This is a genomic window from Anabaena sp. UHCC 0399, from assembly GCF_034931465.1.
GTDB lineage: Bacteria > Cyanobacteriota > Cyanobacteriia > Cyanobacteriales > Nostocaceae > Trichormus > Trichormus minutissimus.
On sequence record NZ_JAYGGZ010000040.1, the window covers coordinates 41,793 to 66,744 of the forward strand.

Consider the following 24,952-nt stretch of genomic DNA (forward strand, 5'->3'; position numbering starts at 1 on the left):
AAAGAAAGTGATAAGCATGAATTGAATTGAGTTGACTTATTCTGTCCTACCTCCTGATGTTAAAAGTTTCAAAATTTCAACAGGGGAGTTGTTATAAGTTAGGTATGGTATTGCTGGAAGCCGGTAATGTGATGATAAAGCCATGAATAAAACGGTTGAAGTCCTACCGGATCAATCAGCGTTAGTTGCGCGATCGCTTGATTTGATCCTGACCAAGTTAGATACTGCCATTAAAGAGCAGGGAAAATTTACGATCGCCTTATCTGGTGGCAGCACGCCTAAGCCATTATATGAAGCGATTGCCCAGCAACAATTACCTTGGGATAAAATTCATGTGTTTTGGGGCGATGAGCGTTATGTCCCCCCAAATCATCCTGATAGTAATGAATTAATGGCGCGTCGTGCCTGGCTAGATCGGGTTGATATCCCCGCCGCCAATATTCATGCTGTACCCACCTTAGATAACGATCCAGGGCGATCTGCTGCTAAATACGAACAACACCTGCAAGCATTCTTTCAATCTGCACCGGGAGAATTTCCCGCTTTAGATGTGGTTTTGCTCGGCATAGGTGATGATGCCCACACGGCATCTTTGTTTCCCCAGACAGAAGCTTTAAAAGTAAGCGATCGCTTAATTACTGTGGGTAACAAAGACGGCAATCCCCGTATCACCTTTACATACCCATTCATTAATGCGGCTCGCACTGTCATATTTATAGTGGCTGGTGCGAATAAAAGACCCGCTCTAGCTCAAATCTTTGCCCCAGAAGCGGATGAATCCACCTACCCATCCCGCCTAATTAAACCCCAAGGGGAACTTTTGTGGCTACTTGATGCCGCCGCAGGTGCGGAACTGCCAGCTTGATTTTTGTATCACAAGTAGTTGTTAAAATCGAAAGCTAGAGTTACTCTTTTGCCACAATTCTGATTCTTTTTGAAGAAGGCAGATTGTAGGAGGCAGGGGAGCAGGGGAGCAGGGGAGCAGGGGAGGGAGATTTTATCCCAGTCCCCAATCCCCAGCCTTTCAATGAGTGGATTTGCAATTTTGGATTTTTAATTATTCAATCCAAAATCCGTCTTGAAAAGTTTCCTACGGCGGGAAACCCGCCTACAGAACTTTCCGCAAAATCTAAAATTCCTAGTCCCCAGTCCCCAGTCCCCAGTCCCCAACACTATATTTTAGGATGCTCTTGAACAAAGGCTTAAATCAATGACTATAGTCTGCCCTAATTGCAATCACTCAAATCCAGACGGCGCGGTTCAATGTGAAGCTTGCTACACTCCGTTACCCGCTACTAGCCACTGTCCCAATTGTGGTGCAACGGTACAGTCTGATGCCGCCTTCTGCGGTCAATGTGGCTTTAACCTACATTCAACGGCTGTACCTGCTGCTGCTACTGTTGTCGCTACTGTTGCTCCTGACATCCCTGTAGAAGTGCCAGCATTGGTTACGCCTGATCCAATACCAGATCCAATGTTAGAATTATTACAACCTAATGCTTTCGGTATTGACCCTGGGGTTTCACCTTTACCACCTACAGAAATGGCTGCACCTCCAGTTGTGCCTCCTGTAATGCCTAATCCAGTAGAAGCAGAAATTACACCACCACCAGCACCACCAGTTGTAATACCTGAAGAACCTGAAGAAGCTATTCCTACTGCACCTCCTGAGCCAGCACCAGCACCAGTGCAAGTAGTGGAAGAACCAGCACCAACACCAGCACCACAGCCTGTAGTTGCACCACCGTCTCCAGCTAGAACCCAATTACAGCAAATCACAGCCTTATTAGTTCATGTCCAAAGCGACAGAGAAATTGAATTGCCACCAAGTCTGTCTGTAATTCACATTGGCAAGCCCAATGACCGTATCCCCCCAGATATAGATGTTTCAGGATTTTCTAATTCGGAAATTGTTTCCCGCATCCACGCTGATATTCGCATGGAGGGAGATTCTCACTACATAGAAGATGTCGGCAGTTCTAACGGCACTTACATTAATAATTTGCCCTTATTACCAGGTAACAGACACCGCCTCAGACCAGGCGATCGCATCAGCCTTGGTAAAGGAGATTTAATGACATTCCTCTTTAAACTCGCTTAACTATAGGTATAAAGGATGAGGGGTAGAAGGGTGTAGGTATTTACAGCCCTGAAACCCCTACAACCTAATAACCGTCCAAAATAGTAATAATTACGAATTACGAACTACGAATTAGTATGAGCGAACCAGGAAAAGATTTTTATAAATTATTTACTAACGAAGCTCCGCCAGTGGTTGAACGTATGGAGCTAACTTGGCTAGTAGGCGCAGCGATCGCTACAGCCGTCCTCTGGCAAGTGCCGGGAGGTAATTATATTTTATACCCTTTTAGTATTTTAGCTACGTGGTTTCACGAAATGGGTCACGGGCTGATGGCCTTACTATTAGGGGGAAAGTTTCAGCAATTACAAATTTTTAGTAATGGTTCTGGGGTAGCAACCTATGCTCTCCGTTCGTCATTAGCTCCCCTTGGCCCGTTCTTAGTCGCCGCCGCCGGGCCAATGGGGCCACCACTAGCTGGCGCAGCTTTAATTTTAGCGTCTCGTAATTTTAAAACTGCCTCCTTGAGTCTCAAAATTCTCGGAGGTTTTTTACTAGTTTCTACATTAATTTGGGTACGTTCCCCGTTTGGATTTGTGGCAATTCCTCTATTGGGTTTAATGATTTTAGGCATTGGTTATAAAGCCCCCCAATGGATGCAAGGATTTGCCATCCAATTTTTAGGCGTACAAGCCTGTGTGAGTACCTACCACCAACTAGATTATTTATTTAGCAGCACAGCTGGCCCTTTAGGACTTTCTGATACAGCCCAGATGCAAAAATATTTGTTGTTACCTTATTGGTTTTGGGGTGGATTAATGGCGATCGCATCCTTAATTATTCTCGTACAAAGTCTCCGCATAGCCTATCGTTCCGTATAGTCATTAAAAATCTGACACGAGAAATGCTGATTTGTACACAGGAGACTAACTAAAACCCATTGCATAATTATGAAGGAGGTGGCAACCTCCGACATCGGGGAATTGTTTTATCTTAATTTATGGACATCATCGTCCAGAGCTACCAACAGATACTTGTGATTAGATAATCAGCATGAAATTTCAACTGTTATTCGGCTCTTTATTATCCCAGCTTAAAATACGTCATTGGTGGTTAGGTGCTTTATTGTGGATAGCTTTGGTTGCTCCGGCTCAAGCTTCTGTGATTCTGCGTGTAGCTATTGAGAGGGGAGTCAATCAAACTAAAGTTGGCAGTTCCACAACCGCGATTGTCAAAGACAGTACCGGGCGAACTCTAGGACAATTACCAGCCATGAGTGCTTTTTATGCTCAAGCCGTACCTGGAGGTGTAGCTTTAGATAAATGGCAATCTGGCTTATTTTGGATTGAACCATCAGGGAAAGGATTCGTGTATATTGGCGATCGCTGGTATCGCGGTAGAACTCTAGTTGTCCCCACAGACAAAGGTATCGATGTCGTTAACTGGGTAGATTTAGAAGAATATCTCTACAGCGTTATCGGCGCAGAAATGAGTTCTAGCTGGCCACAAGAAGCCCTCAAAGCTCAGGCGATCGCTGCCCGTACTTATGCACTTTACAAGCGACAAGAACAGCGTAAAAACCCCGTTTATGATTTAGGTGATAGTCCCGATCGCTGGCAAATTTATAAAGGCGTAAGTAGTGAATCTGCCGCCACTTATGGCGCAGTTGATACTACGGCTGGGCAAGTATTAACTTATCAAAATAATCTCATTCTCTCAGTCTTTCATGCTTGTTCGGGAGGACATACCGAAAACGTAGAAGATGTTTGGGGAAATCCCCTGCCTTACCTGCGTGCAGTAGAAGACTACGATCAAAACATCAAAGAATGTAATTGGCAACGCACCTTTTCACCTACGGAAATTAGTACCAGAATCGCTGGGGTGGGCAATGTTCAACAAGTAGTTCCGGAGGCATTTTCGCCTTTTAAGAGTGTAAAAGCTTTAAGAATCGTTGGAGATAAAGGTACAAAGGTACTGCGCGGCGAAGAAGTCCGCACAGCACTCAAACTGAGAAGCACTCGGTTTAATGTCACCAAAGCAGCCGATGGTAATTTTCTACTCCAAGGCTTAGGTTTTGGTCACGGTTTAGGCATGAGCCAATGGGGAGCGTATAATTTAGCCTTACGCGGTGCTAACCACCTCCAAATCCTCGGACATTATTATCGCGGTGTCGCCCTCACACCTATTAAGGCGAAGTAAGTGCTGAGTGCTGAGTGCTGAGTGCTGATTGCTGATTGCTGAGTGCTGAGTGGGCATTGGGGGCATTAGATTCTTCTCCCCCTGCCCTCCTGCTCCCTGCCTACTCCCCACTCCCTTGCTCTAATCGCCTTTGCCATTCTGCGTCAATTTGTGCAGAACGCTCTACTTCTTGTTCCAGTAAGTCAGTTTCAGTGCTGTACACCAAATTTTCATTAGTAATCACTGTTTCCGTGCCGAACTGACGAGCGTAATCAATCTTTTGCTGTAAATCTGGATTGGGATTGGCTAATAGTCTGGCTCTAGAAATGCGATCGCGGTTACGAGTTAAAATCTTGCCATTACGCCACTTGATCCAAAAATAACGAATCAAAGGTACACCTAAAAAACCTATACCATAAGCCAATAAAAGCCAGTAAATTCCTTGGACAAAAGCTACTAGTCCACCTAACTGAGCCGCAACTATACCATCTCTTAATAAACTTCCCAGTACCAAAGCACCCACAAGATTAGCTACACCCAATCCAGCACTAAGCATAATTTGCCCAGAACCAGCCGCACTAAACCGCCAAGGTAATTCCTCTAGGTAGGTTGACACAGATTCCTGCTTTTTATTGCTAGCTCTCACCTGCAATTCTGGGAAATAATATACAATTTGTCCTTCAGAATTAACTTTTGGTTGCCCGTTAAATCGCAACAGCACGGGCAACATATAATCTTCGTACTCCTGTTGATATCCTGCACCCAAATCATCAAGATAAGGCGCAATTTGTTCTGCTGCTATTGCACCCCGATTACTCCGAATCACTGCGGCTATTTCTTGCCAACGGCGTTCTTCTAGACGTGCATTAGGATTTCCATCACCAAACAAAAAGGAAAATACAGCCTCGAAGAAATTCATTTGGCTGTCTTGTTGCCTGCCACGCCGCCGTTGTTCGGGATAATTTTGATGATTGGGGTTAAAGTACCAAAACAAATCAGGAATATAAAAAAATCCCCAACTACTACTGGAATTGCTGCTCCGGTTGTCATTATCACTACTGGAGTTGAGAGCAGTAATAATCACAATGATAGTGATAGTAATTAAAGCAATGGAAGCAATTAGAAAAATCGTGAAGGAAATCCGAATCAAGTAAAACAGAACGCCCCATAGCTTCTGCCACCATTCTTGCAATTTCAGTTTAAAGTATTTATTCCGGAGAATATCTCGAAAATTCCGAGGAAATAAGTAAACAACATCACCAGTTTCTGCTACCTGTAAATGTCCTCCAGCGTCGGTGGCTAAAGCTAGTAATCCTTGGTTAGCTTCTGCTAAGTTCAATCCAGCCTGAGTTGCCACATCTCCAACGGTGACGCGGTAGCCCAGTTTTTCCACAGCTTGCATAACAGTGGGATTGGGAGTCATTGCTCTCCTCTCCTATTGAAATTTATTCGCCTTTCCTTAAGTATAAAGTTTGGTTTTGGGCTAACCACCCACCCATGAATAATTTAGTCGTGAGAATTATTCTGAGGAAACAGGTAGGCGATCGCAGCGTAACCAGACGCAGTGATTAAACTGACCAACAAAGTAGCGAAAATTAGGGTAGACATAGAAGCCAGATGATCCTCTAGTCTTGAGTAAAGTGTTTGTATCCCTTTAACCTAACAGTTGAATATGACGTAGATACAACCAGACTGTGACAATCGTTTGTATCTACGCTAGAGGCAAGCAAAAGCGGAAAATAGAACCTTTTCCTAGTTCACTTTCTACTTGAATTTGACCACCTTGTAATTCAACCAAACGCTTGGAAATAGTTAAACCAATCCCCGTTCCTCCAGAATGGCGATCGCGCGATTGATCAGCTCGCCAAAAACGCTCAAACACATGAGGTAAATCCTCTGGAGAAATACCAATACCTGTATCAATAACTGCTATCCATAGTTTACCTGCTTCCATCCAATCACTGAGAGTAATTGAGCCGTTGGTAGTATAACGCACTGCATTCCCCAACAAATTCACTAAAATCTGTTCAGTGCGATCGATATCTGCTAACACCAGTGGTAATTGTGCGGACAATTCTGAACGCAGCACCGGGCCATCTTCCATTAACTGATCAGTAAATCTCTGTACCAATGAATCTAGTAAAGGATATAAATCTACAGGTTGAATATTAATCGGTAAATAACCAGCTTCTGCCTTAGAAAGTTCTTGTAAATCATTGACCAAACGTTCTAAACGTCTGGTTTCTCTAACCAACCGACGATAAACTTCCGGGGATGCTTCCATCGCCCCATCCGCCAGTTCCTCCAAATAACCACGTACCACAGTTAACGGTGTCCGCAGTTCATGAGTCATATCACCAATTAGTTCTCGTCGTCGTATTTCCACTCCCTCTAAACTATCCGCCATGCGATTAAAACTAGTACCCAGTCGATTGAGTTCGGGAATGTCAGATAAAGGTAATCGTGCTTCTAAATGACCGGCTGCAAACTGTTGAGTGATTTGTTCCATCTCAGTTAATCGCTGCATAATCCGTTGAGAAACCCAGTAACTCAAACCTCCCGCCGCACTAGTACCCACAAACACCGACCAGAGAGTGCTACGCCACCAAGCAATTTCAAATCCCTGCACTAATTCTGTGCGACTATGAACGATATTAAATCCCCTACTTTCTAATGTTTCTAAATGCAAAATGAAAAAACGGGGGGAAGAAACCTTACTAATGATCACAAGGCTAATTAACCCCACTATCATCACTACCAAGTGGGAAACAAACAAGCGCGATGCTAAGGGTAAGGATTTCATTATGTTGAGAAAGTCATGAGTTATGAGTTATGAGTTATGAGTGCTGAGTGAGTCTACCTGTATTTACGCCTTATTTATTACTAATCTACTTTACCAAGCTTGTACTCATTACTCATTACTCATTACTCACTACTCACTACTCAGCACTTTTTAAACCGGGGGGGAATCTTCAAATTTGTAACCAACCCCAACTACAGTTTTAATAAAAGTGGGATTAGCAGGGTCAGTCTCAATTTTTTTACGTAACCTCGCTACATGAGTATCTACCACACGCTCATCACCAAAGAAATTATTTCCCCACAGTTTGTCAATTAGCTGGGTACGATTCCAAACTCGACCCGGATTGCTGACAAAGTTACTTAACAAGTTAAATTCTAGAGTAGTTAAATCTAAGATTTCTGGTGCTTGGGAATTGATCTGGCGGCTGGCAGTGCGTTGGTCTACATCTACTATAAAGTGTTGGGTACGGTTAACCTGAGTTTGTCCCCCTTGACGCAGGCTACGACGCAACAACGCCCTCACTCTAGCTACCAATTCTCTAGGACTAAAGGGTTTCACCATATAGTCATCCGCACCCGTAGATAAACCAATTACCCGATCTATTTCTTCCCCCTTAGCCGTCAGCATGAGAATATAAGGGTCTTTTGCACCAGGTTTTTGACGAATTCTTGCGCAAACTTCCAAACCATCTAATCCAGGAATCATTAAGTCTAGGATAATTAAATCTGGTGATTGCTCTTGAAACATTCGTAAAGCATTGATTCCATCGCGGCTACTGCGACAAGTAAATCCTTCTTTTTCTAATGAATGTTGGATTAACTGAGCAATTTCTGATTCATCCTCAACAATTAAAATATCCATCTTGATTAGAATTTGACCACGCAGAGTTTCTGGATTGTCATTGTACTCTAGTTGTAGGGATGAGGAAACCCAAAATTTGCGTTGCTTTGTTGGATTGCGGATTGCGCTGCATTTAATTCAGCAAAAAACCTACACCATCGCTTTTGAGCTTGATGTAGGTCGTAATTTACTCTAAAAATTGACAATGTGTTCTTTTTCTAGAGATTGGAATTAGACAGTGTTCGATAGCTATACCCCATGTGGGCATCTTTTTGAATATGTTGTTTAATGCTATCGAGGTCAATGAAATAGTCAGCAACATCTATTAAACAGTCGTTTGTCATCGTTCTCAAACTCACGACTTCTACCCGCACGCCTGTACTACTGACAGCATTAACAGCATATGCTAAATCGCCATCTCCACTCACTAAAACCGCAGTATCGTAGTAGGGAGCTAAGGTAATCATATCTACGGCAATTTCTACATTCAAATTGGGTCTTTTGGAGTTATCTGTAACTTGGACTTCTTTTGTCACTACACGATAACCATTACGACGCATCCAAAATAAGAACCCCTGTTGTTTGTCGTTACTCCGAGGACGGTTATTGTTTGGTCGTGAGATATCAATTCCTGTGTAGAAAAATGCCCGCAATAATCGTGAACCTGCGGTTAAATGACAAAGTAATTTGAGATAATCGATTTCAATACCAATTTGTAAAGCAGCATTAAACAGATTGATACCGTCAATAAAAATAGCTACTCGACCACGATTTGAATCACTTGTTACAGCTAAATCATTTCTGGGTTCTCGCTGTCTGGAAATTTCACTTTTATTACCATTTTTTATCTGAATTTTCCCTGACAAATGAGGTTCTTCGGACAGGGGTTTATACATATTGCTTGTTTTGGTAAAACTTGTGTTAGTCATTGATTCCTCTGGATGTTAAATCTTGCAAGGCTGAAGGGTTAATTGACAATAGGTTGCCTGTACTGATAAATCATCAGCAAGGCAAAAAAATATATGCAGTTGCTTGACACAAATACACTCAAATCTTGTTCATTTTTGAGATTCCAAGGTTTAATGACCAAGAGCGTTTAGCTCTTGTTAAGGCAAGTTTTACGAGATATCCCCTCTGTCGATATGCTGCTCTTTTCATACCACTACAGCACATCAACTTGCTACAGAAGTAATTGGACGAAAGCAACTTGCTGTCATGGTCTGTGGCGAAACCATTGGCATCTTATTCCTATTGTACCTCTGTCTTTAAAATTTCTTACATTAAGGCAATATTTATATATTGATGTGGCAAGTTTTAGTAAAAATAATTAATGGTTAAGATTTGAAGATAAAACCAATTAATTTAGATTTTTTTAATATTTTAAGTTTATTTTTTAATGTTAATGATCGCGCATATAAATCGATATTTATCCACTAATTATGAATTATTCATGATATTTTATTAGCCCAGTCTTTTCGAGTAAGCGGGTTGGTTAAATAGTGAAATAATCACAGATAATAGAGGCTATAAAGAAGTCAAAAAAGGAAACCCCAATCACTAATAATTATCTTTTAAAATACCCTAATTGCCAGTTTTGAGTTTGCTTTAGCTGACTTAGATGTCCTTGTAAAATCAGACGCAAAGCAATCCTAGTCTTTAAATATCCTCTTACTAAATAATATCCTGGCTTGGCATCAACATCAGCAATAACAGATTGATTTGCTCGTTGTATTACCCCGCAGCGAGTATTTTCCCCACCAGGTAAATCTAGCCTGAATAGATAATCATATCGATATTCTTGGGGAATCATAAATACAGCGTAAACATTATGCTGTCCCAACCAAGGCTGAAATACTATTTTTTCGGGATGGGTATAATACTTAACTTCTTTGGGTTGAGGAAAAGCCCACGAAGAATGACAACGCACTATAGGCGATCGCTCTGCTATATCTAAAATATAAAATATACCCAAAATACTCACTAAGCTCAGTACAAATAAGATAAAAAATCGTGATTTTAGTGATTTCTTCCCCATTTGTTAGACCATAGACGACTTCATGTTGCTATTTTAGCTAGCTTAGTGCGATGGCGTAACCGCCCGCCGGAAGCGATCGCATAACACACCAGACCTCTTGCATAAATGCTGAAGCTGTCATGTTGAGCGAAGCGAAACATCTCAAAGATTCTACATTTCATTCAGAATGACACATCTCATTTTCGGACTTTTGCCAGAGGTCTACCCATTCTCAACAGTAAACTAGGGGAATATTGCTAAATGTGAAAATTTATACGCGATTAAGGTAGCGATCGCAGCTTGGTTGTTAAATTAGCAAAGAATCTCTAAAATCAAGCAAGTTAGCGGCAATCAACAATGGTATCTACTACTGCACGCTTCTCGGATGTCCAAAACCATTGGGCGCGTCCATTTATTGAAGCCTTGGCGGAAAGACGCATTTTGAATGGCTATCCTAACGGTACTTTTCGCCCCGATAACTCAGTCACTCGCGCTGAGTTTGCAGCTATAGTTGCAGCTGTATTTAACGTTGCTGCAAAGCGTCCATATATCTCCTTTAGTGATGTCCCGGCTAATCATTGGGCGGCTGGTGCAGTTAAAAAAGCTTACGAAACAGGATTTTTAACTGGCTACCCCGATAAAACTTTCGGACTCAATAACAGAATTGCGCGTGGTGATGTCTTAGTCGCTTTGGTGAATGGCTTGGAAATTGCCACTAAGATTAAACTCGATTTATTAGACAAATTACCGCAAATTTATCAAGATACGGCGACTATTCCTAGTTATGGTAGCAATCAAATTGCGATCGCTACTAGTGCAGGTTTAGTCTCTAGCTTTCCCAATATCAAATTACTTAACTACACGATTGCGGCTACTCGTGCTGATGTCGCGGTTATAGTCTATCAAGCCTTAGTTTATCTCGGTAATGCCCAAAAGATTAACTCTACATATCTTGTAGTTCCCCCACCCCCTTCCGCCAGCACTGTCAAAGTTAGTCATCAACGGGAATTTCGGGGTGCATGGCTAACAACAGTTTGGAATAGTGACTGGCCTTCCAAAGCTGGACTACCTGTAGCACAACAACAAGCGGAACTAGTCGAGATTCTCAAGCAACTACAAGAACTGAATTTTAATGCTCTCATTTTACAAGTGCGTCCAGAAGGTGATGCGTTGTATGCTTCCTTTATTGAACCTTGGAGTGCTTGGATAACGGGAACTCAAGGCAAAGCCCCAGAACCATTTTACGATCCATTAGAGTTTGCAATCGCCGAAGCCCACAAACGCAACATCGAAGTTCACGCCTGGTTCAACCCCTACCGCGCCAAAACGAGCATTAAAGGTGCTGCTAACGTTAGTCCCCACATAGCTTTAAGCAATCCAGACGTAGTATATCAATGGGGTAATCAGTTATGGATGGATCCAGGCTCAAAACTCGTTCAAGATAGAGCTTACAACGTAATCATCGATGTTGTCCGCCGCTATAACATAGATGCTATTCACCTCGATGATTATTTTTATCCCTATCCCATCCAAGGTCAATCTTTTCCCGATGATAAAACCTACGCTGCTTATAAATCAGCCGGGGGTAAACTCAGTGTAGAAGACTGGCGGCGAGAAAATGTCAATCAAATGGTATTGCGTCTATCCCAGGGAATTAAAGCTACAAAATCTCATGTAAGATTTGGTATCAGTCCCTTCGGGATTTACCGCCCTGGACAACCACCAGGAATCACTGGTTTAGATGCTTACAATGTATTGTATGCTGATGCTAAAAAATGGTTAGAACAGGGGTGGATTGATTATATCGCCCCGCAATTATATTGGCGGACTGACCAACCTAAACAAAGTTACCCTGCATTACTCAAATGGTGGACAGAAATTAATCTCCAAAAACGACACATTTACACAGGTAATAACATTTCACAATTGGATGGTAAAGCTTGGAAAGATGAAGAGATAGAAAAGCAAGTAAAAATCAGCCGCAGTTTAGTCAAAGATTTATCACTAGGGAACATCTTCTTCAGCATGAGTTCCATTACTGAAAATCGTCAAAGTATCGCTGATAAATTTAAAGGCTCACTTTATGCCACACCTGCCATAGTACCTACAATGTCTTGGCAAAATCAATCTGCACCACCCCCACCCAAAGAACTACAAGTCAACAACCGCAGACTCAATTGGCAACCCGGAGATAATCAACCTGTACGTTCATGGACACTCTACCGTCAAAATGGGGAAACTTGGACGCTACAAAGAATATTATCAGCTGGAACAACTTTCGCCACTGTGCAGGCGGGAACTTACGCTGTGTGTGCAGTAGATAGATTAGCCAATGAAAGCGAGGGTGTAGTAATTACCGTGAGTTAATCAACAAGTTTGTAGTAAGGACTTTAGTCCTTCTAAAATAAGCACTAAAGACTTACTATCAACCCAATTAGCCTTCCATCTATGCAATTTTTGAAAAAAATCTGGCATTTACCCAAAATTATTTATCTAGCGATCGCAATTTTAATTATCAGCTTCTTTTTAATTAATTTAGAAACAGGTGCTGTTGAAATTAGCAGTATCGAATTTATCGGAGAAGCTACTTTACCAAAAGGTTTATCCTTCCAAAAAACTGAAGTTGGAGGCTTATCTGGCATTACCTACGATGCTAAAACAGACCTTTATTATGCAATCTCCGATGACCGTGGACAAAAAGCCCCTGCCCGTTTTTACACTTTTAAAATAGAGCTAAATAAAGGTTATTTGCAAAATGGGGGAGTTATTCCTGTTGGTGTCACCACACTATTAAACGATAACAATCAACCCTTCCCCGCTAATGCAACTGATACAGAAGGTATTGCTGTCACCAGAGATGAAACAGTCTTGATTTCCTCTGAAGGTGATGTTAATAGATTGATTGCACCTTTTATTAAAGAGTTTAACTTAGCTTCTGGTCAAGTCATTCAAACACTACCCATACCACAAAAGTTTTTACCTAACAAAAATGGCAAGCAAGGCATACGTAATAATTTAGCCTTTGAAAGCCTCACCATTACACCTGATAACCAATCGTTGTTTACTGCTACAGAAAATGCTCTCATCCAAGATGGGGTAATAGCTGAACCTAACATTGGTACTTCTTGCCGCATTTTGCAATATAATCTCAATAATAATCAACCAGAAAAAGAGTTCTTTTACCAAACTGAACCAGTAACCAGTTTTTTTAATCCCACAGGTAAATTTGCCAGTGGATTAACTGATTTACTCGCCTTAGATAATCAAGGACATTTTCTCAGTGTAGAACGTTCTTTTACTGGCTTAGGATTTACTGTTTTTTTGTTTCAGTTCTCTTTAGCAGCAGCAAATAATATTAACAATATAGATAGTTTATTAGCAGTCAATACTACAAAAATTAAACCAGTACAAAAAAAATTACTGTTAGATTTAAGAACTCTTGATGTAGCACTAGACAATATAGAAGGTTTAACTCTTGGCCCACAACTACCGAATAAACAACGCCTTTTAATTCTCGTCAGTGATAACAATTTTAATACTATACAACGTACTCAATTTTTAGCTTTTCAACTTAAAATTGAATCACCCATTATGAGTTTATTTCATCGTATTTTTTGGCAAAAGTAAAGATGTGTGAAAATTGAGCTAATTCATCACCTCAGCTTTTCAAATAAATCAGTGTTCTTGGCTCTTAACGAAAAAAAATGATGCAAGTTCCTAAATTAATTTATGATTGTATTGTTAATACTAGTGTAGCACTGTGACACATTACTGCTGAATTATATGCGATTTTATTAATTAAGTAAAATTACTGTGATTTTTATTAAAGTCAATTTAGTTTATTTAGGGATTACGTAAATTTTCTCATATCTTTTGTTTAAACAATATGTTACATAATGTTTAAGGGATTTTGCCGAAGTATGAGCAAAATTCTATGTTAGAACATAAGCTGTTTCTGACAGCAATTTTCAGATTACTTAACTTTATAAATTTAATAAAATCTGAAAAATAACTAATGAACTCTTAAAGTAATTGAAAATTATTTGATAGCGTAAAATTTCCAAATATGGTCAACTCAAGAACAGAGCCAGATGTTTATATTGGAAAATTTTTAAACAATCGCTATTTAATAATAGATTTGATTGGTAAAGGTGGTATGGGACGGGTTTACTTAGCAGAAGATACAGCTAAGGGTGGTAAACAAGTCGCATTAAAAATTCTCATGCTAAGTTTGGCAAATCAACAGTTATCTCAACGCTTTGCCAGAGAAATTTTTATTGGCGCACAATTAGGGCGTAAAAGCAAACATATTGTCAGAGTCTTGAGTTATGGAGTCACTGATGATAAAACTCCCTTTTATGTGATGGAGTATCTTCAAGGTAAAAACCTGAAGCAAATATTGAAAGCTCAAGCATTAACAATCGGAAAATTCTTAGATATTTCTTATCAAATTTGTTTGGGTTTAGAATGCGCTCACCAAGGTATTACCCTAAAAGGTGAGATTTATCCAATTGTACATAGAGATATCAAGCCTGAGAACATATTTCTGACCACAGATACCCAAAAAAATGAGCTTGTCAAAATTCTTGATTTTGGCATTGCTAAATTTTTGACAGAACGCAGTGGGATGACACTAACAGATTCTTTTATTGGCAGTTTACCCTACTGCTCTCCAGAACATATGGAAGGACGCAAATTACTTGATGTCCGTTCTGATATCTATAGTTTGGGAGTATTAATGTTTGAAATGTTAACAGCAAAACATCCATTTCAAACACAAAGTAACTCCTTTGGTAATTGGTATCAAGCTCATCGTTTTCAAACTCCACCTGCATTGACAGAAGTTGATACTCAATTAAAAATTCCGCAGGAATTACAAGAATTAGTGATGAATTGTTTAGCTAAAGAAGTAGGTGATCGCCCACAAAATATTCATCAAATATTACAAGTCCTAGAGCAATTTAAAAACAAAATTGAGACAAATGTTGGCAATAGTGATGTGTGGGAAAGCTTACCTACAGTACAGTTAGTACCTGTGACTTCCATCTCAGAAAAAGAATGTTTACAAAAAACATGGCCTAAAAATAAACCGATTCAGACAATTGGGTTTCCTCATCTACTACATACTACTCAAGGTATTATTCCTACATACTGGGCAATGTTACCTAAACAAGAAATTGTTAGCTTTTTAAGTAGAAATCATAGCACTGAATTTATGCAACAAATATCAGCTTATCCGATGATATTATGGGTAACAGTGTTATATGATTCCCAACTATCTCTAATTCGCTGGTTATCATCTTTTATAGATTTAAACGGAAATAAAGGACAAAAATTAGTCCAAACCCTGGCAGATACTGGATATTATCATTTACTATTTTTCGCCCTAGAAGAGCCTAATAATTGCGCTCATGTCATTACTTTAACACTCAATGCTAAACAGCGTCAGCAATTATTAAATTGCTTGAAGTTTACTCAAAATGCGCAAGGAACTGCATCAATTAAATCTGAAGAAGCTAAGGCTATACTCAGAGTAGAATATGAAAAAATTAAATTAGAAATCATGCAAAATTTAGTGGCTAACAAATCAATTGATAGATTTTATTTAAAAAATTGGTTGGCTCAAATAATTGAAAATTTTATGCAATTGTTTAGGTATAAAAACAATAAATGATTTTTATATATATTTTGAAGATAAGGGTGATATTAGAGGTTACATAAAGTGAATCAAAGTACATTTGCATCTCCAAAAAATACAGGACTGATTGTTAACCGTTATCAATTGAAGAAATTAATTGGTAGCGGTGGGATGGGGGAAGTTTTTTTAGCCACTGATATGCTTCTAGGAGGGACACCAGTTGCGATCAAATTTCTGACACAAACTGTATCTGATGCCAAAATTCAAAAAGACTTTCTTCGTGAAGCATTGATGAGTGCAGCCTTGAGCCAAAAAAGCCTCCATATTATCAGAGCTTACGATTATGGTGTCAGTGAGAAAGGGAAACCATTTTATGTCATGGAATATCTCAATGGTAAGAGTTTAAAAGACTTAACTCCCTTACCATTCCCTAGATTTTTAAATCTGACGCGTCAAATTTGTTTAGGTTTACAGTGCGCTCATGAAGGAATTCAAATTGATGGTAAGATTTGTCCTTTAGTTCATCGAGATATTAAACCAGCAAATATATTAGTTGTGCCAGATCCTATATTAGGTCAGTTAGTAAAGATTCTCGATTTTGGCATTGCAAAATTTTTAAATTATACAGCTACACTTAGCACTAACAAAGGATTTCATGGCACTTTACCCTACTCTTCGCCTGAGCAACTAGAAGGGGAAAAATCAGATAGTCGCTCTGATATTTATAGCTTGGGTGTGATGATGTTTGAGATGCTCACTGGTGTTAAACCTTGGCAGCCAGAAACAGATTTATTTGGTGCTTGGTATAAAGCTCATCACTTTGAAAACCCGCGAACAATAGCAGAAGTTAGCCCACAACTAAAAATACCACAAAAGATCAATAATTTAATTATGGCTTGTTTAGCTAAAAAAGCTAGCGATCGCCCCCAAGATGTTCGAGAAGTCTTGCAAGTCTTAGACAGCATAGAACAATCCCAATGTGCCAATATACCTATTATTTTAACCCCTAGAAGCACACCTCGAATTCCTCTGGATTCTCAATTCTTTTTAGCAGTCGAAAAAAACTTTCAACAATTTACTTGGCCTAAAAATAAACCTATACAAAAAATCGTTTTTCCCCAACTACTGACTACTACTCAGGGAACTGCGGTAACATTATTATTAATGTTGCCAGAAACAGAAATTCAACAGCAAAAAAATTCAAAACTAAACAACCGTTTTATTTTTGTTACATCACCCCATCCTATGCTGTTGTGGGTAACACTACTCTACGTTCAAGCATTTGGGGCTAAGTGGCTACCATGCTACCTAGATATGCAGAATCCCTACAACCGTCGTCTAGTGTCATTGTTAGCTGACCATGACAGTTATCCTCTGATGTGCTTTACCCTAGAACCACCCAACAAATGCACCCAAGTTCTTACAGGCCACATTGATATCAGCCAAAGGCAAAAGCTGAAAGTTTGGGTAGAACAAAGTCAAAAACTTCCCCCCACTACTCAACCCCAGTTGAGTAAAAATCTTCTCAAACAACAGTATAAGCAATTGCAGTCTCAGATGCTAGAGAAAATAGGTGATAGGTGATAGGTGACAGGGGACAGGGGACAGCAGGGGAAGAAAAATACAATGCAATGCCCAAGGCCCAATCATGAATAAAAAATTTACCAAATTTAGCTTGACAAATCCTTTTATCTTAGTCATAATAGGGAAGTTGCCAATTAAGGGACTGTAGTTCAATTGGTTAGAGCACCGCCCTGTCACGGCGGAAGTTGCGGGTTCGAGCCCCGTCAGTCCCGTTAAGATGTTTCGATTTATCAGTAACTGGTGCTGGGTTTAATCCACTCGGAGTCAGCCGTCTTGAGTATAGAGTTAAAATTATTACTCAGCACTCATAACTCACCACTCAGCACTTGTTATAGTAATCATTGCTTTGCGAAAGAGAGAACTATTGTGACTGTCAGAGTCCGAATTGCACCTAGTCCCACTGGGAATCTACATATTGGTACAGCTAGAACAGCTGTATTTAACTGGTTGTTTGCTCGTCACCACGGCGGGACGTTTATTTTGCGAATTGAAGATACAGACCTAGAGCGATCGCGTCCTGAATATACAGAAAATATTCTGGAAGGATTACGTTGGTTGGGACTCAACTGGGATGAAGGGCCATTCTTTCAATCCCAACGTCTAGACCTGTACAAACAAGCAGTACAAAAACTCCTCGATCAAGGTTTAGCCTATCGCTGCTACACCACGTCCGAAGAACTCGAAGCCTTACGAGAAACGCAAAAAGCTAAAGGTGAAGCCCCTCGCTACGACAACCGCCATCGTCACCTCACGCCAGAACAAGAAGCGGAATTACAAGCCCAAGGGCGTAGTTTTGTGATTCGTTTTAAAATTGAGGATGGCCGGGAAATTGTCTGGAATGACCTAGTAAGGGACAAAATGGTCTGGCGCGGTAGTGATTTAGGTGGTGATATGGTCATCGCCCGCGCTTCTGAGGAAGGTATTGGTCAACCTCTATACAATTTTGTGGTTGTAGTGGATGACATTGATATGCAAATCAGTCATGTGATTCGAGGGGAAGACCACATCGCCAACACAGCCAAGCAGATTCTACTTTATGAAGCATTGGGGGGAAAAATTCCTGAATTTGCCCATACGCCCCTGATTTTAAACATGGAGGGACGGAAACTTTCCAAGCGGGATGGGGTGACATCCATCTCTGACTTTCAGCGAATGGGCTTTACATCGGCAGGTTTGGTTAACTACATGACCTTGTTGGGTTGGTCGCCACCAGATTCTACACAAGAAATATTTACATTAGAATCAGCCGCCAAAGAGTTTAGTTTTGAGCGCGTCAATAAAGCCGGGGCGAAATTTGACTGGGCAAAACTTGATTGGTTGAATAGTCAATATCTCCACAATATGTCAGTAGACCAGCTTACGGATTTAATTATCCCCTATTGGGAAGCGGCTGGATATCAATTTGATAGCGGACGAGACCGAGCTTGGTTAGAAAAGTTAGTAGGGTTACTTAGTGCTAGCTTGACGCGGTTAACCGATGCTGTAGACATGAGTAAACTGTTTTTTGGCGAGACAGTGGAATACAGCGAAGAGGGTAGCCAGCAATTACAGCAAGCAGGCTGTAGTGATGTTTTGCAAGGAATTATCACCGCCTTGGAAAATCAATCCCAACTTACAGAAGCTGTTGCCCAGGACATAATAAAACAAGTGGTGAAAGGCCAAAACGTCAAAAAAGGCTTAGTTATGCGATCGCTCCGCGCTGCGCTAACTGGAGACGTACACGGCCCCGACCTCATCCAATCTTGGTTACTCCTCAATCAGATTGGTTTAGACAAACCGCGTTTGCATCAGGCAAATTTAAGTAAAGGGGTTTAGGGGAGAAAAGGGAGACAAGGGAGACAAGGGAGACAAGGGAGATTTTTACTGAGTCCCCAGTCCCCAGTCCCCAGTTATTTAATTTGGAATTTTGAATTGATTTCTCCCCAATCCCTAAAATTGCATAGTCAATTCCTCTCAAACTGGGAACATAGGCTGTAAAATTCATGTCTTTCCAAACACTGAGATACTTATAGAATCACTATGTCGAAAACAACGCTAAATGAAGGGATTCGATTCTCTTTAATGATAGTTACGCTTGGCGTTATATCGGCACTGCCAAGCGGTGGCACAGCCCAAGAAACCCCTCCCATATTTGGAGATATCACTATCAGTCAAAAATTTTCTCCAGACCCCCTCACAGTCCGGGGTATGAGTGGCGGCTTAGTAGCAGGAGACAAAATTGCTGGTATAGTTGACACCTCTACTGGGCCATGTACTGGATTTGTAGATAAAGCACCAGACCACACTATTAAATTAACCAATAAATTTGACTACCTAAAACTGCAAATACAAGCACCCCAAGACACTACTATCATTGTCAAAGGGCCTGGCGGGACTTGGTGCAACGACGATTTAGATGGCAAACATCCCGGCATAGTTGGTGAATGGCTACCTGGAGATTACCAAGTTTGGATCGGTTCTTACGACAAAGATAAATATTTTCCTTATACGTTACAAGTTACAGAAGTTAAGTAGGGAATTGGGCATGGGGAATTGGGAATAGTATTTTTCTCACCCTGCTCCCCCTGCTTTCTTGTCCCCTATCCCCAATCCCCTCCTATGATCGCCATGTTGTATTAGAATTAAGTTAAATTTAATTAAGATTCTTATCGGCATCTCAGATTTCACTTGAGCAGTTACAGCTTTGTGGTAATGCCTGATTAGATATCAAATTAAACAAAATGGAGTTATAAACATCCGTTTTACAACTATCTAGTGACGACAGTTGCTAGAAATAACTAAATGTAAATTGGCATCTAGAGGCAAATTAAAATGAAATTCTCTTGGAGAGTCCTCGTACTCTGGACATTGCCTGCTTTGGTAATTGGCTTTTTCTTCTGGCAAGGCGCGTTTGCAGGCAATCCTGCTGACATGAGCAGAAATGCTGCTAATACGCGCATGACCTATGGCCGCTTTCTGGAATACTTAGACGCTGGTCGAGTTAACAATGTCGATCTGTATGAAGGCGGCAGAACAGCGATTATTGAAGCCAGTGACCAAGATATCGAAAATCGTGTGCAACGCTGGCGGGTAGATTTGCCAATTAATGCGCCTGAGTTAATCAGTAAGCTTAAAGAAAAACAAGTTAGTTTTGATGCTCATCCCATGCGTAATGATGGGGCTATCTGGGGACTTTTAGGTAATCTGATTTTCCCAATCTTATTGATTACTGGATTGTTCTTTTTGTTCCGTCGCTCCAATAATATGCCTGGCGGACCTGGACAAGCCATGAACTTTGGTAAATCCAAAGCGCGTTTCCAAATGGAAGCCAAAACTGGGGTGAAATTTGATGATGTAGCTGGTATTGAAGAAGCTAAAGAAGAATTACAAGAAGTTGTTACCTTCTTAAAACAGCCAGAAAGATTTACAGCTGTTGGCGCACGCATTCCTAAAGGGGTGCTGTTGGTAGGCCCTCCAGGTACAGGTAAAACTTTACTAGCAAAAGCGATCGCTGGTGAAGCTGGTGTTCCTTTCTTCAGTATTTCCGGTTCGGAGTTTGTAGAAATGTTCGTGGGTGTGGGTGCTTCCCGCGTCCGTGACTTGTTCAAAAAAGCTAAAGATAACGCTCCTTGTATCATCTTCATCGATGAAATTGATGCTGTTGGTAGACAACGGGGTGCTGGTATCGGTGGCGGTAATGATGAGAGAGAACAAACTCTTAACCAGTTACTCACCGAGATGGATGGGTTTGAAGGTAACACAGGCATCATTATTATTGCTGCTACCAACCGTCCTGATGTATTAGATGCGGCTTTACTGCGTCCTGGTCGATTTGACAGACAAGTCACCGTTGATGCGCCAGACATTAAAGGACGCTTGGAAATTCTACAAGTCCACGCTCGTAACAAGAAACTTGACCCCAGCGTATCATTAGAAGCGATCGCGCGTCGCACACCAGGATTCACTGGTGCAGATTTAGCTAACCTGCTGAATGAAGCCGCTATTCTCACAGCCAGAAGACGCAAAGAAGGCATTACCCTGGGTGAGATTGACGATGCAGTAGATAGGGTTGTCGCCGGGATGGAAGGTACACCATTGGTAGACAGCAAGAGCAAACGCTTGATTGCTTACCATGAAGTCGGACACGCTTTGGTAGGGACTTTATTAAAAGACCATGACCAAGTGCAGAAAGTCACCCTGATTCCTCGTGGACAAGCACAAGGTTTAACTTGGTTTACCCCCAACGAAGAACAAGGCTTAATTTCCCGTTCTCAACTCAAAGCCAGAATTACTGGTGCTTTGGGTGGTCGTGCAGCCGAATACATAATTTTCGGTGCGGCGGAAGTGACCACGGGTGCAGGCGGAGACTTACAACAAGTAACTGGTATGGCTCGCCAAATGGTGACACGCTTCGGGATGTCTAATTTAGGCCCTCTGTCCTTGGAAAGCCAACAAGGGGAAGTTTTCCTAGGTCGTGACTGGATGACCCGTTCTGATTATTCCGAATCAATTGCGGCTCGGATTGATTCTCAAGTGCGGGAAATTGTTGAACAGTGCTATGAAAACGCTAAGAAGATTATGCGGGAAAATCGCGCTGTTACCGATCGCCTAGTTGATTTGCTGATTGAAAAAGAAACCATTGACGGTGATGAGTTCCGTCAAATTGTCGCTGAGTACACTGATGTACCTGAAAAAGTCCAGTTTGTTCCACAACTGTAGTTATTAAATCAGTAAACAGTTATCAGGCTTTCTTCTGCTGATAACTGGTAACTGCTCACTGATAACTTTGAACGGGGATAGTCAAACTACCCCCGTTTTTTTATTGACCCTATCTCAAAGGGGTATATATATCTTCAGAGTCGGCATTGAGATAAGGACATTGCAATTCAATATTTAATGCAGAGAACTGTTGCAAAATAGATGTCATCTTACCTGATGGTGTAGTAATACCTTGCTGCCAAGCTGCTAGCAAACCATTAGCGACAATTTGACAACGGTGTGTACCGAAACTCTCATTTTCAGTAAATCTATGCTTTGGTTCTTCGGCGATCGCTAAACCTGGTGCTATGGGCTTAGTAAATAGGGGTACTTGCTCCCGAAAATGGGCTTCATGCTTTCTATAAAGCGTCTCTAAGACTGGCTGAACCTGTTCATAACTATTTTTGTCAAAATACAGAACTGCTGAGTCGTAACGCTCATAATCGGCAGGGTTATATAAAGCTTTAAAGGTAAATTCTAGAGATATTGCATTGAGTTGTGTTGTCAAACTATCCATGACTGCAACTGCACCATCTGGAGTGACATTAAAGTAGACACGCACCAGAGTTTGACCCTGTGTTTGATGATGTCGTGATGCACCTGCATCAGCAACTGCCATATAAAACCCGCTTTGCACGAGGTTTTTAGGTAATTTGATAGAAATTAAGTTCCCTAAGTTAACAGGTGTTTGCAGTGCATCTTGTTCTACATACAATGTTAAACCATCTCGATGAACTGCTATAGCACCGTCTATTTCTTCTCTGACTACCAGCCAAGCATGACTCCAGTAGCCTTGACCTCTATTATTTTCATGTAGGCGATCATAAAAAGCTAAGTCTACACCTAAAAAGGTGTTGTTCTCTAGATTTTGGTTGACTGCTAAATTAGATATCTCTGCATCTGATGCCAAAACACTTTTTAAAGAGCCATTGTAATAGATGCCGTAGAGAAAACTACGCAACTGCTGACTCAAATACTTATTCTGTAAATCTGATGATAATTTTTTAAAGCGGGAGACTGAAGACTCCGGTAATTCTAGGGGTTTATAGTTGGGATGCTTAATACAATACTGGGATTGGATTTCAACATTATGAATGATGTCTTGCAATGATAGTTGCAGTGATTCTGAGATATCTGACAATTGGACAGAATCTAATAATTGCATAGATATTGACCTGTGAATGAGGAGATAGACAAAAAATTGTAGGTTGAGTTAAGCGATAGATAAACTCTCAGGATGGAAATCTGTTGCTTCCACGCCAAAAATGGTGGGGATAGATGCTTCTGGACGACACAACAAACTCTTGGCGACTTGCAGCATACAAATACCGACATTCCCAAAGGTTTTTTCATACTGGAGTCGAGCTTGAATAGCGGTAATTAAGGCTAAACCACAAAATTGCATCACCCGTTGTAAGAAATCGGGACGATGTTCTAGGATTTCTGGAAAATGAGTTAAGTAAGCAGTTACCAACTCTCGCAATGAAGGTTGGAGAACATACAAGGGTGTAGCTGCTAGACGTAAAGACTCATCAATGGTGATAGATTTGCCTGTCACCATGCTGTATAACCACATTTGCAGGTAGCTGGCGATGACTGTTCCCAAATCATTAGCGGGATCTCCCCAGTTACCACGTTCCCAGTCAATCAAGCGGATAATTTTCTCCTCAGGGGCGGCTTCCCAATCTAGGGAAACTAGAATATTGTTTAGCTTGAGATCATTATGGGTGAGACAACACGGAGTTAAGGAATTAATTAATTCTGCGATCGCCTGACCTAAACTGTCATAACGTTGATATAAGGCAAAAAATCTCAGCCCATCAGCAGGAACTTTACCAAATATTTCTGGAGTTAGTCTATCTAATCCACGATTGAGATTAGACTTTCTTTGGTGAGTAGTATTATCAATAGTATGTTGGAAAAACTCTCGATAACCTTCATTGTTAATTGAGACGCGATGAATTGAGGCTAAAGTATGGCCAATTGCTCTGGCAATTTTAATGGGAAATAAATTCAGATTTTCTTTAGCATAAAAATCCATTAAATCTCGATAATTATCAAGATAATTGAAAATAAGAATAGAATTTTCCCAACTAAAATGTACTACCTCTGATAAATTGGCACGGATGTAGCTAAGTTCTGGAAAATGCCGTAAAAAATCATGAATCTGCCATTCCAGCAAAAACTCGCCAGCCGTTTTTCCTTCTGGGTTATGGCGTTCTTGCTTAACCAGCAGTTTCCTCCCTTCTGGAAAGTTAATTAGTAGATTAAAGTTTTTGGCTGCCTTTAGTTCAACTTTGCTGAATGACTGTTCATCAGGAGTACACAATTTAAGAGAATTTAGATATTCAAATACGTTTTGAGAACTGAGGATAAATGGTGGCATAGTCTTAGATGATTGACAACATTAATAACGATTCATGTTAAGAATAATATTGAATCTATATTAGATAATTTAGGAGAATATTCAATGATATTTGATAGGATTAATCCTGATATAGTTCATTTTGTACTAGAAACAATATATGATTTTACTAATTCTACAATGCTATCAATTGCCAATATTATGACTACAAACTCAAAAATCGTTTCTGTAAATTGCGATATCTTGTTAAGATCATATTTATCACCACCATATATTAATTTAGAATCCTCCTCATCTAGATCAGTCAGAAAATTTTTTGAATCAGTAGAGTACAATTCATAAATAATGATTCTTGCCATTTTCTGTATGCCTAAAAAAATGTCTCTTACTTAATGAAAGATAAATTTTAAAACTGCATATATACTCAAGCTTAATTAGAAAATAATATTCAGAATTATAGATATTCAAATTTGTGTTGAATAAGATGCAGGCGATTAAACTTTACATCGCTTAATCGCTCATGCCACAATTGCACTAGAGCTATTTAGCTCAGGAGTCACTTAGCAAGAAATTGAAAATTAGTAGTAACCACCATCAGCAGAACTAAAAGACCTAGCTAAATGTCCAATGCCATCAATACCATAGGTGATAACGCCAAACTCAAATCCTTTTTCAGCTAAACCTAAAACACCATTTGTAGTATTAGAATAGTT

At 40.5% G+C, this 24,952-nt stretch carries 19 protein-coding genes and 1 tRNA gene; 12 read left to right on the forward strand and 8 right to left on the reverse strand.

All coding sequences use genetic code 11. From position 1 onward, the window contains the following. Positions 1-142: 142 nt before the first annotated feature. The 4 genes from pgl to VB693_RS20195 all read left to right on the forward strand — a co-directional run bounded on the left by pgl (position 143) and on the right by VB693_RS20195 (position 4,279). Complete coding sequence (gene pgl / locus VB693_RS20180) at positions 143-865, forward strand: 6-phosphogluconolactonase (protein WP_323267808.1); 723 nt, start codon at positions 143-145, stop codon at positions 863-865. A gap of 345 nt (positions 866-1,210) precedes the next feature. Continuing rightward, positions 1,211-2,101 (forward strand): FHA domain-containing protein, encoded by an 891-nt coding sequence (locus VB693_RS20185; protein ID WP_323267809.1) that lies wholly within the window; start codon positions 1,211-1,213, stop codon positions 2,099-2,101. Positions 2,102-2,217: 116 nt separating this feature from the next. Beyond that, a complete protein-coding gene (locus tag VB693_RS20190; RefSeq protein ID WP_323267810.1) occupies positions 2,218-2,961 on the forward strand; it encodes a M50 family metallopeptidase in 744 nt (247 codons plus the stop codon). A 172-nt stretch (positions 2,962-3,133) separates the two neighbouring features. Further along, entirely contained in the window at positions 3,134-4,279 is a 1,146-nt protein-coding gene (locus VB693_RS20195) for a SpoIID/LytB domain-containing protein (RefSeq protein WP_323267811.1), read from the forward strand. Positions 4,280-4,379: 100 nt separating this feature from the next. Here the strand turns inward: VB693_RS20195 and VB693_RS20200 are convergent, their stop codons facing one another. The 6 genes from VB693_RS20200 to VB693_RS20225 all read right to left on the reverse strand — a co-directional run bounded on the left by VB693_RS20200 (position 4,380) and on the right by VB693_RS20225 (position 10,097). Further along, a complete protein-coding gene (locus tag VB693_RS20200; RefSeq protein ID WP_323267812.1) occupies positions 4,380-5,681 on the reverse strand; it encodes a hypothetical protein in 1,302 nt (433 codons plus the stop codon). A 288-nt stretch (positions 5,682-5,969) separates the two neighbouring features. After that, positions 5,970-7,061: a HAMP domain-containing sensor histidine kinase gene (locus tag VB693_RS20205; protein ID WP_323267813.1), complete on the reverse strand. Its 1,092-nt coding sequence runs from the start codon at positions 7,059-7,061 to the stop codon at positions 5,970-5,972. A 150-nt stretch (positions 7,062-7,211) separates the two neighbouring features. Next, positions 7,212-7,922, reverse strand: coding sequence for a response regulator transcription factor (locus tag VB693_RS20210; protein ID WP_190701718.1), 711 nt, complete (start codon positions 7,920-7,922; stop codon positions 7,212-7,214). A gap of 197 nt (positions 7,923-8,119) precedes the next feature. Continuing rightward, positions 8,120-8,830 (reverse strand): NYN domain-containing protein, encoded by a 711-nt coding sequence (locus tag VB693_RS20215; RefSeq protein WP_323267814.1) that lies wholly within the window; start codon positions 8,828-8,830, stop codon positions 8,120-8,122. Positions 8,831-9,465: 635 nt separating this feature from the next. Next, complete coding sequence (locus tag VB693_RS20220) at positions 9,466-9,936, reverse strand: hypothetical protein (protein ID WP_323267815.1); 471 nt, start codon at positions 9,934-9,936, stop codon at positions 9,466-9,468. Positions 9,937-9,956: 20 nt separating this feature from the next. After that, positions 9,957-10,097: a hypothetical protein gene (locus tag VB693_RS20225; protein ID WP_323267816.1), complete on the reverse strand. Its 141-nt coding sequence runs from the start codon at positions 10,095-10,097 to the stop codon at positions 9,957-9,959. Positions 10,098-10,272: 175 nt separating this feature from the next. Here VB693_RS20225 and VB693_RS20230 point away from each other — a divergent pair, with 175 nt between their 5' ends. The 8 genes from VB693_RS20230 (at position 10,273) to ftsH2 (ending at position 21,835) form a co-directional block, all read left to right on the forward strand. Beyond that, on the forward strand, positions 10,273-12,282 hold the full coding sequence (locus tag VB693_RS20230) for a glycoside hydrolase family 10 protein (RefSeq protein WP_323267817.1): 2,010 nt from the start codon (positions 10,273-10,275) through the stop codon (positions 12,280-12,282). Between the two features lie 81 nt (positions 12,283-12,363). Then, positions 12,364-13,542 (forward strand): esterase-like activity of phytase family protein, encoded by a 1,179-nt coding sequence (locus VB693_RS20235; protein ID WP_323267818.1) that lies wholly within the window; start codon positions 12,364-12,366, stop codon positions 13,540-13,542. 439 nt (positions 13,543-13,981) lie between these two features. Next, positions 13,982-15,589 (forward strand): serine/threonine-protein kinase, encoded by a 1,608-nt coding sequence (locus VB693_RS20240; RefSeq protein ID WP_323267819.1) that lies wholly within the window; start codon positions 13,982-13,984, stop codon positions 15,587-15,589. Positions 15,590-15,637: 48 nt separating this feature from the next. After that, positions 15,638-17,137 carry a serine/threonine-protein kinase gene (locus VB693_RS20245; protein WP_323267820.1) on the forward strand — a complete coding sequence of 500 codons (1,500 nt, stop codon included), beginning with the start codon at positions 15,638-15,640 and terminating at the stop codon, positions 17,135-17,137. Between the two features lie 138 nt (positions 17,138-17,275). Continuing rightward, positions 17,276-17,349, forward strand: a tRNA-Asp gene (locus tag VB693_RS20250). A gap of 154 nt (positions 17,350-17,503) precedes the next feature. Continuing rightward, positions 17,504-18,952, forward strand: coding sequence for a glutamate--tRNA ligase (gene gltX / locus VB693_RS20255; protein WP_323267821.1), 1,449 nt, complete (start codon positions 17,504-17,506; stop codon positions 18,950-18,952). A 204-nt stretch (positions 18,953-19,156) separates the two neighbouring features. Next, positions 19,157-19,651, forward strand: a complete 495-nt coding sequence (locus tag VB693_RS20260; RefSeq protein WP_190701642.1) for a hypothetical protein — start codon at positions 19,157-19,159, stop codon at positions 19,649-19,651. Positions 19,652-19,948: 297 nt separating this feature from the next. Further along, positions 19,949-21,835, forward strand: a complete 1,887-nt coding sequence (ftsH2, locus tag VB693_RS20265) for an ATP-dependent zinc metalloprotease FtsH2 (RefSeq protein ID WP_190701645.1) — start codon at positions 19,949-19,951, stop codon at positions 21,833-21,835. A 109-nt stretch (positions 21,836-21,944) separates the two neighbouring features. Here the strand turns inward: ftsH2 and VB693_RS20270 are convergent, their stop codons facing one another. Both VB693_RS20270 and VB693_RS20275 read right to left on the reverse strand, forming a co-directional pair. Beyond that, on the reverse strand, positions 21,945-23,039 hold the full coding sequence (locus VB693_RS20270; RefSeq protein ID WP_323267822.1) for a T3SS effector HopA1 family protein: 1,095 nt from the start codon (positions 23,037-23,039) through the stop codon (positions 21,945-21,947). 48 nt (positions 23,040-23,087) lie between these two features. Further along, positions 23,088-24,260: an aminoglycoside phosphotransferase family protein gene (locus VB693_RS20275; protein ID WP_323267823.1), complete on the reverse strand. Its 1,173-nt coding sequence runs from the start codon at positions 24,258-24,260 to the stop codon at positions 23,088-23,090. Between the last annotated feature and the right edge of the window lie 692 nt (positions 24,261-24,952).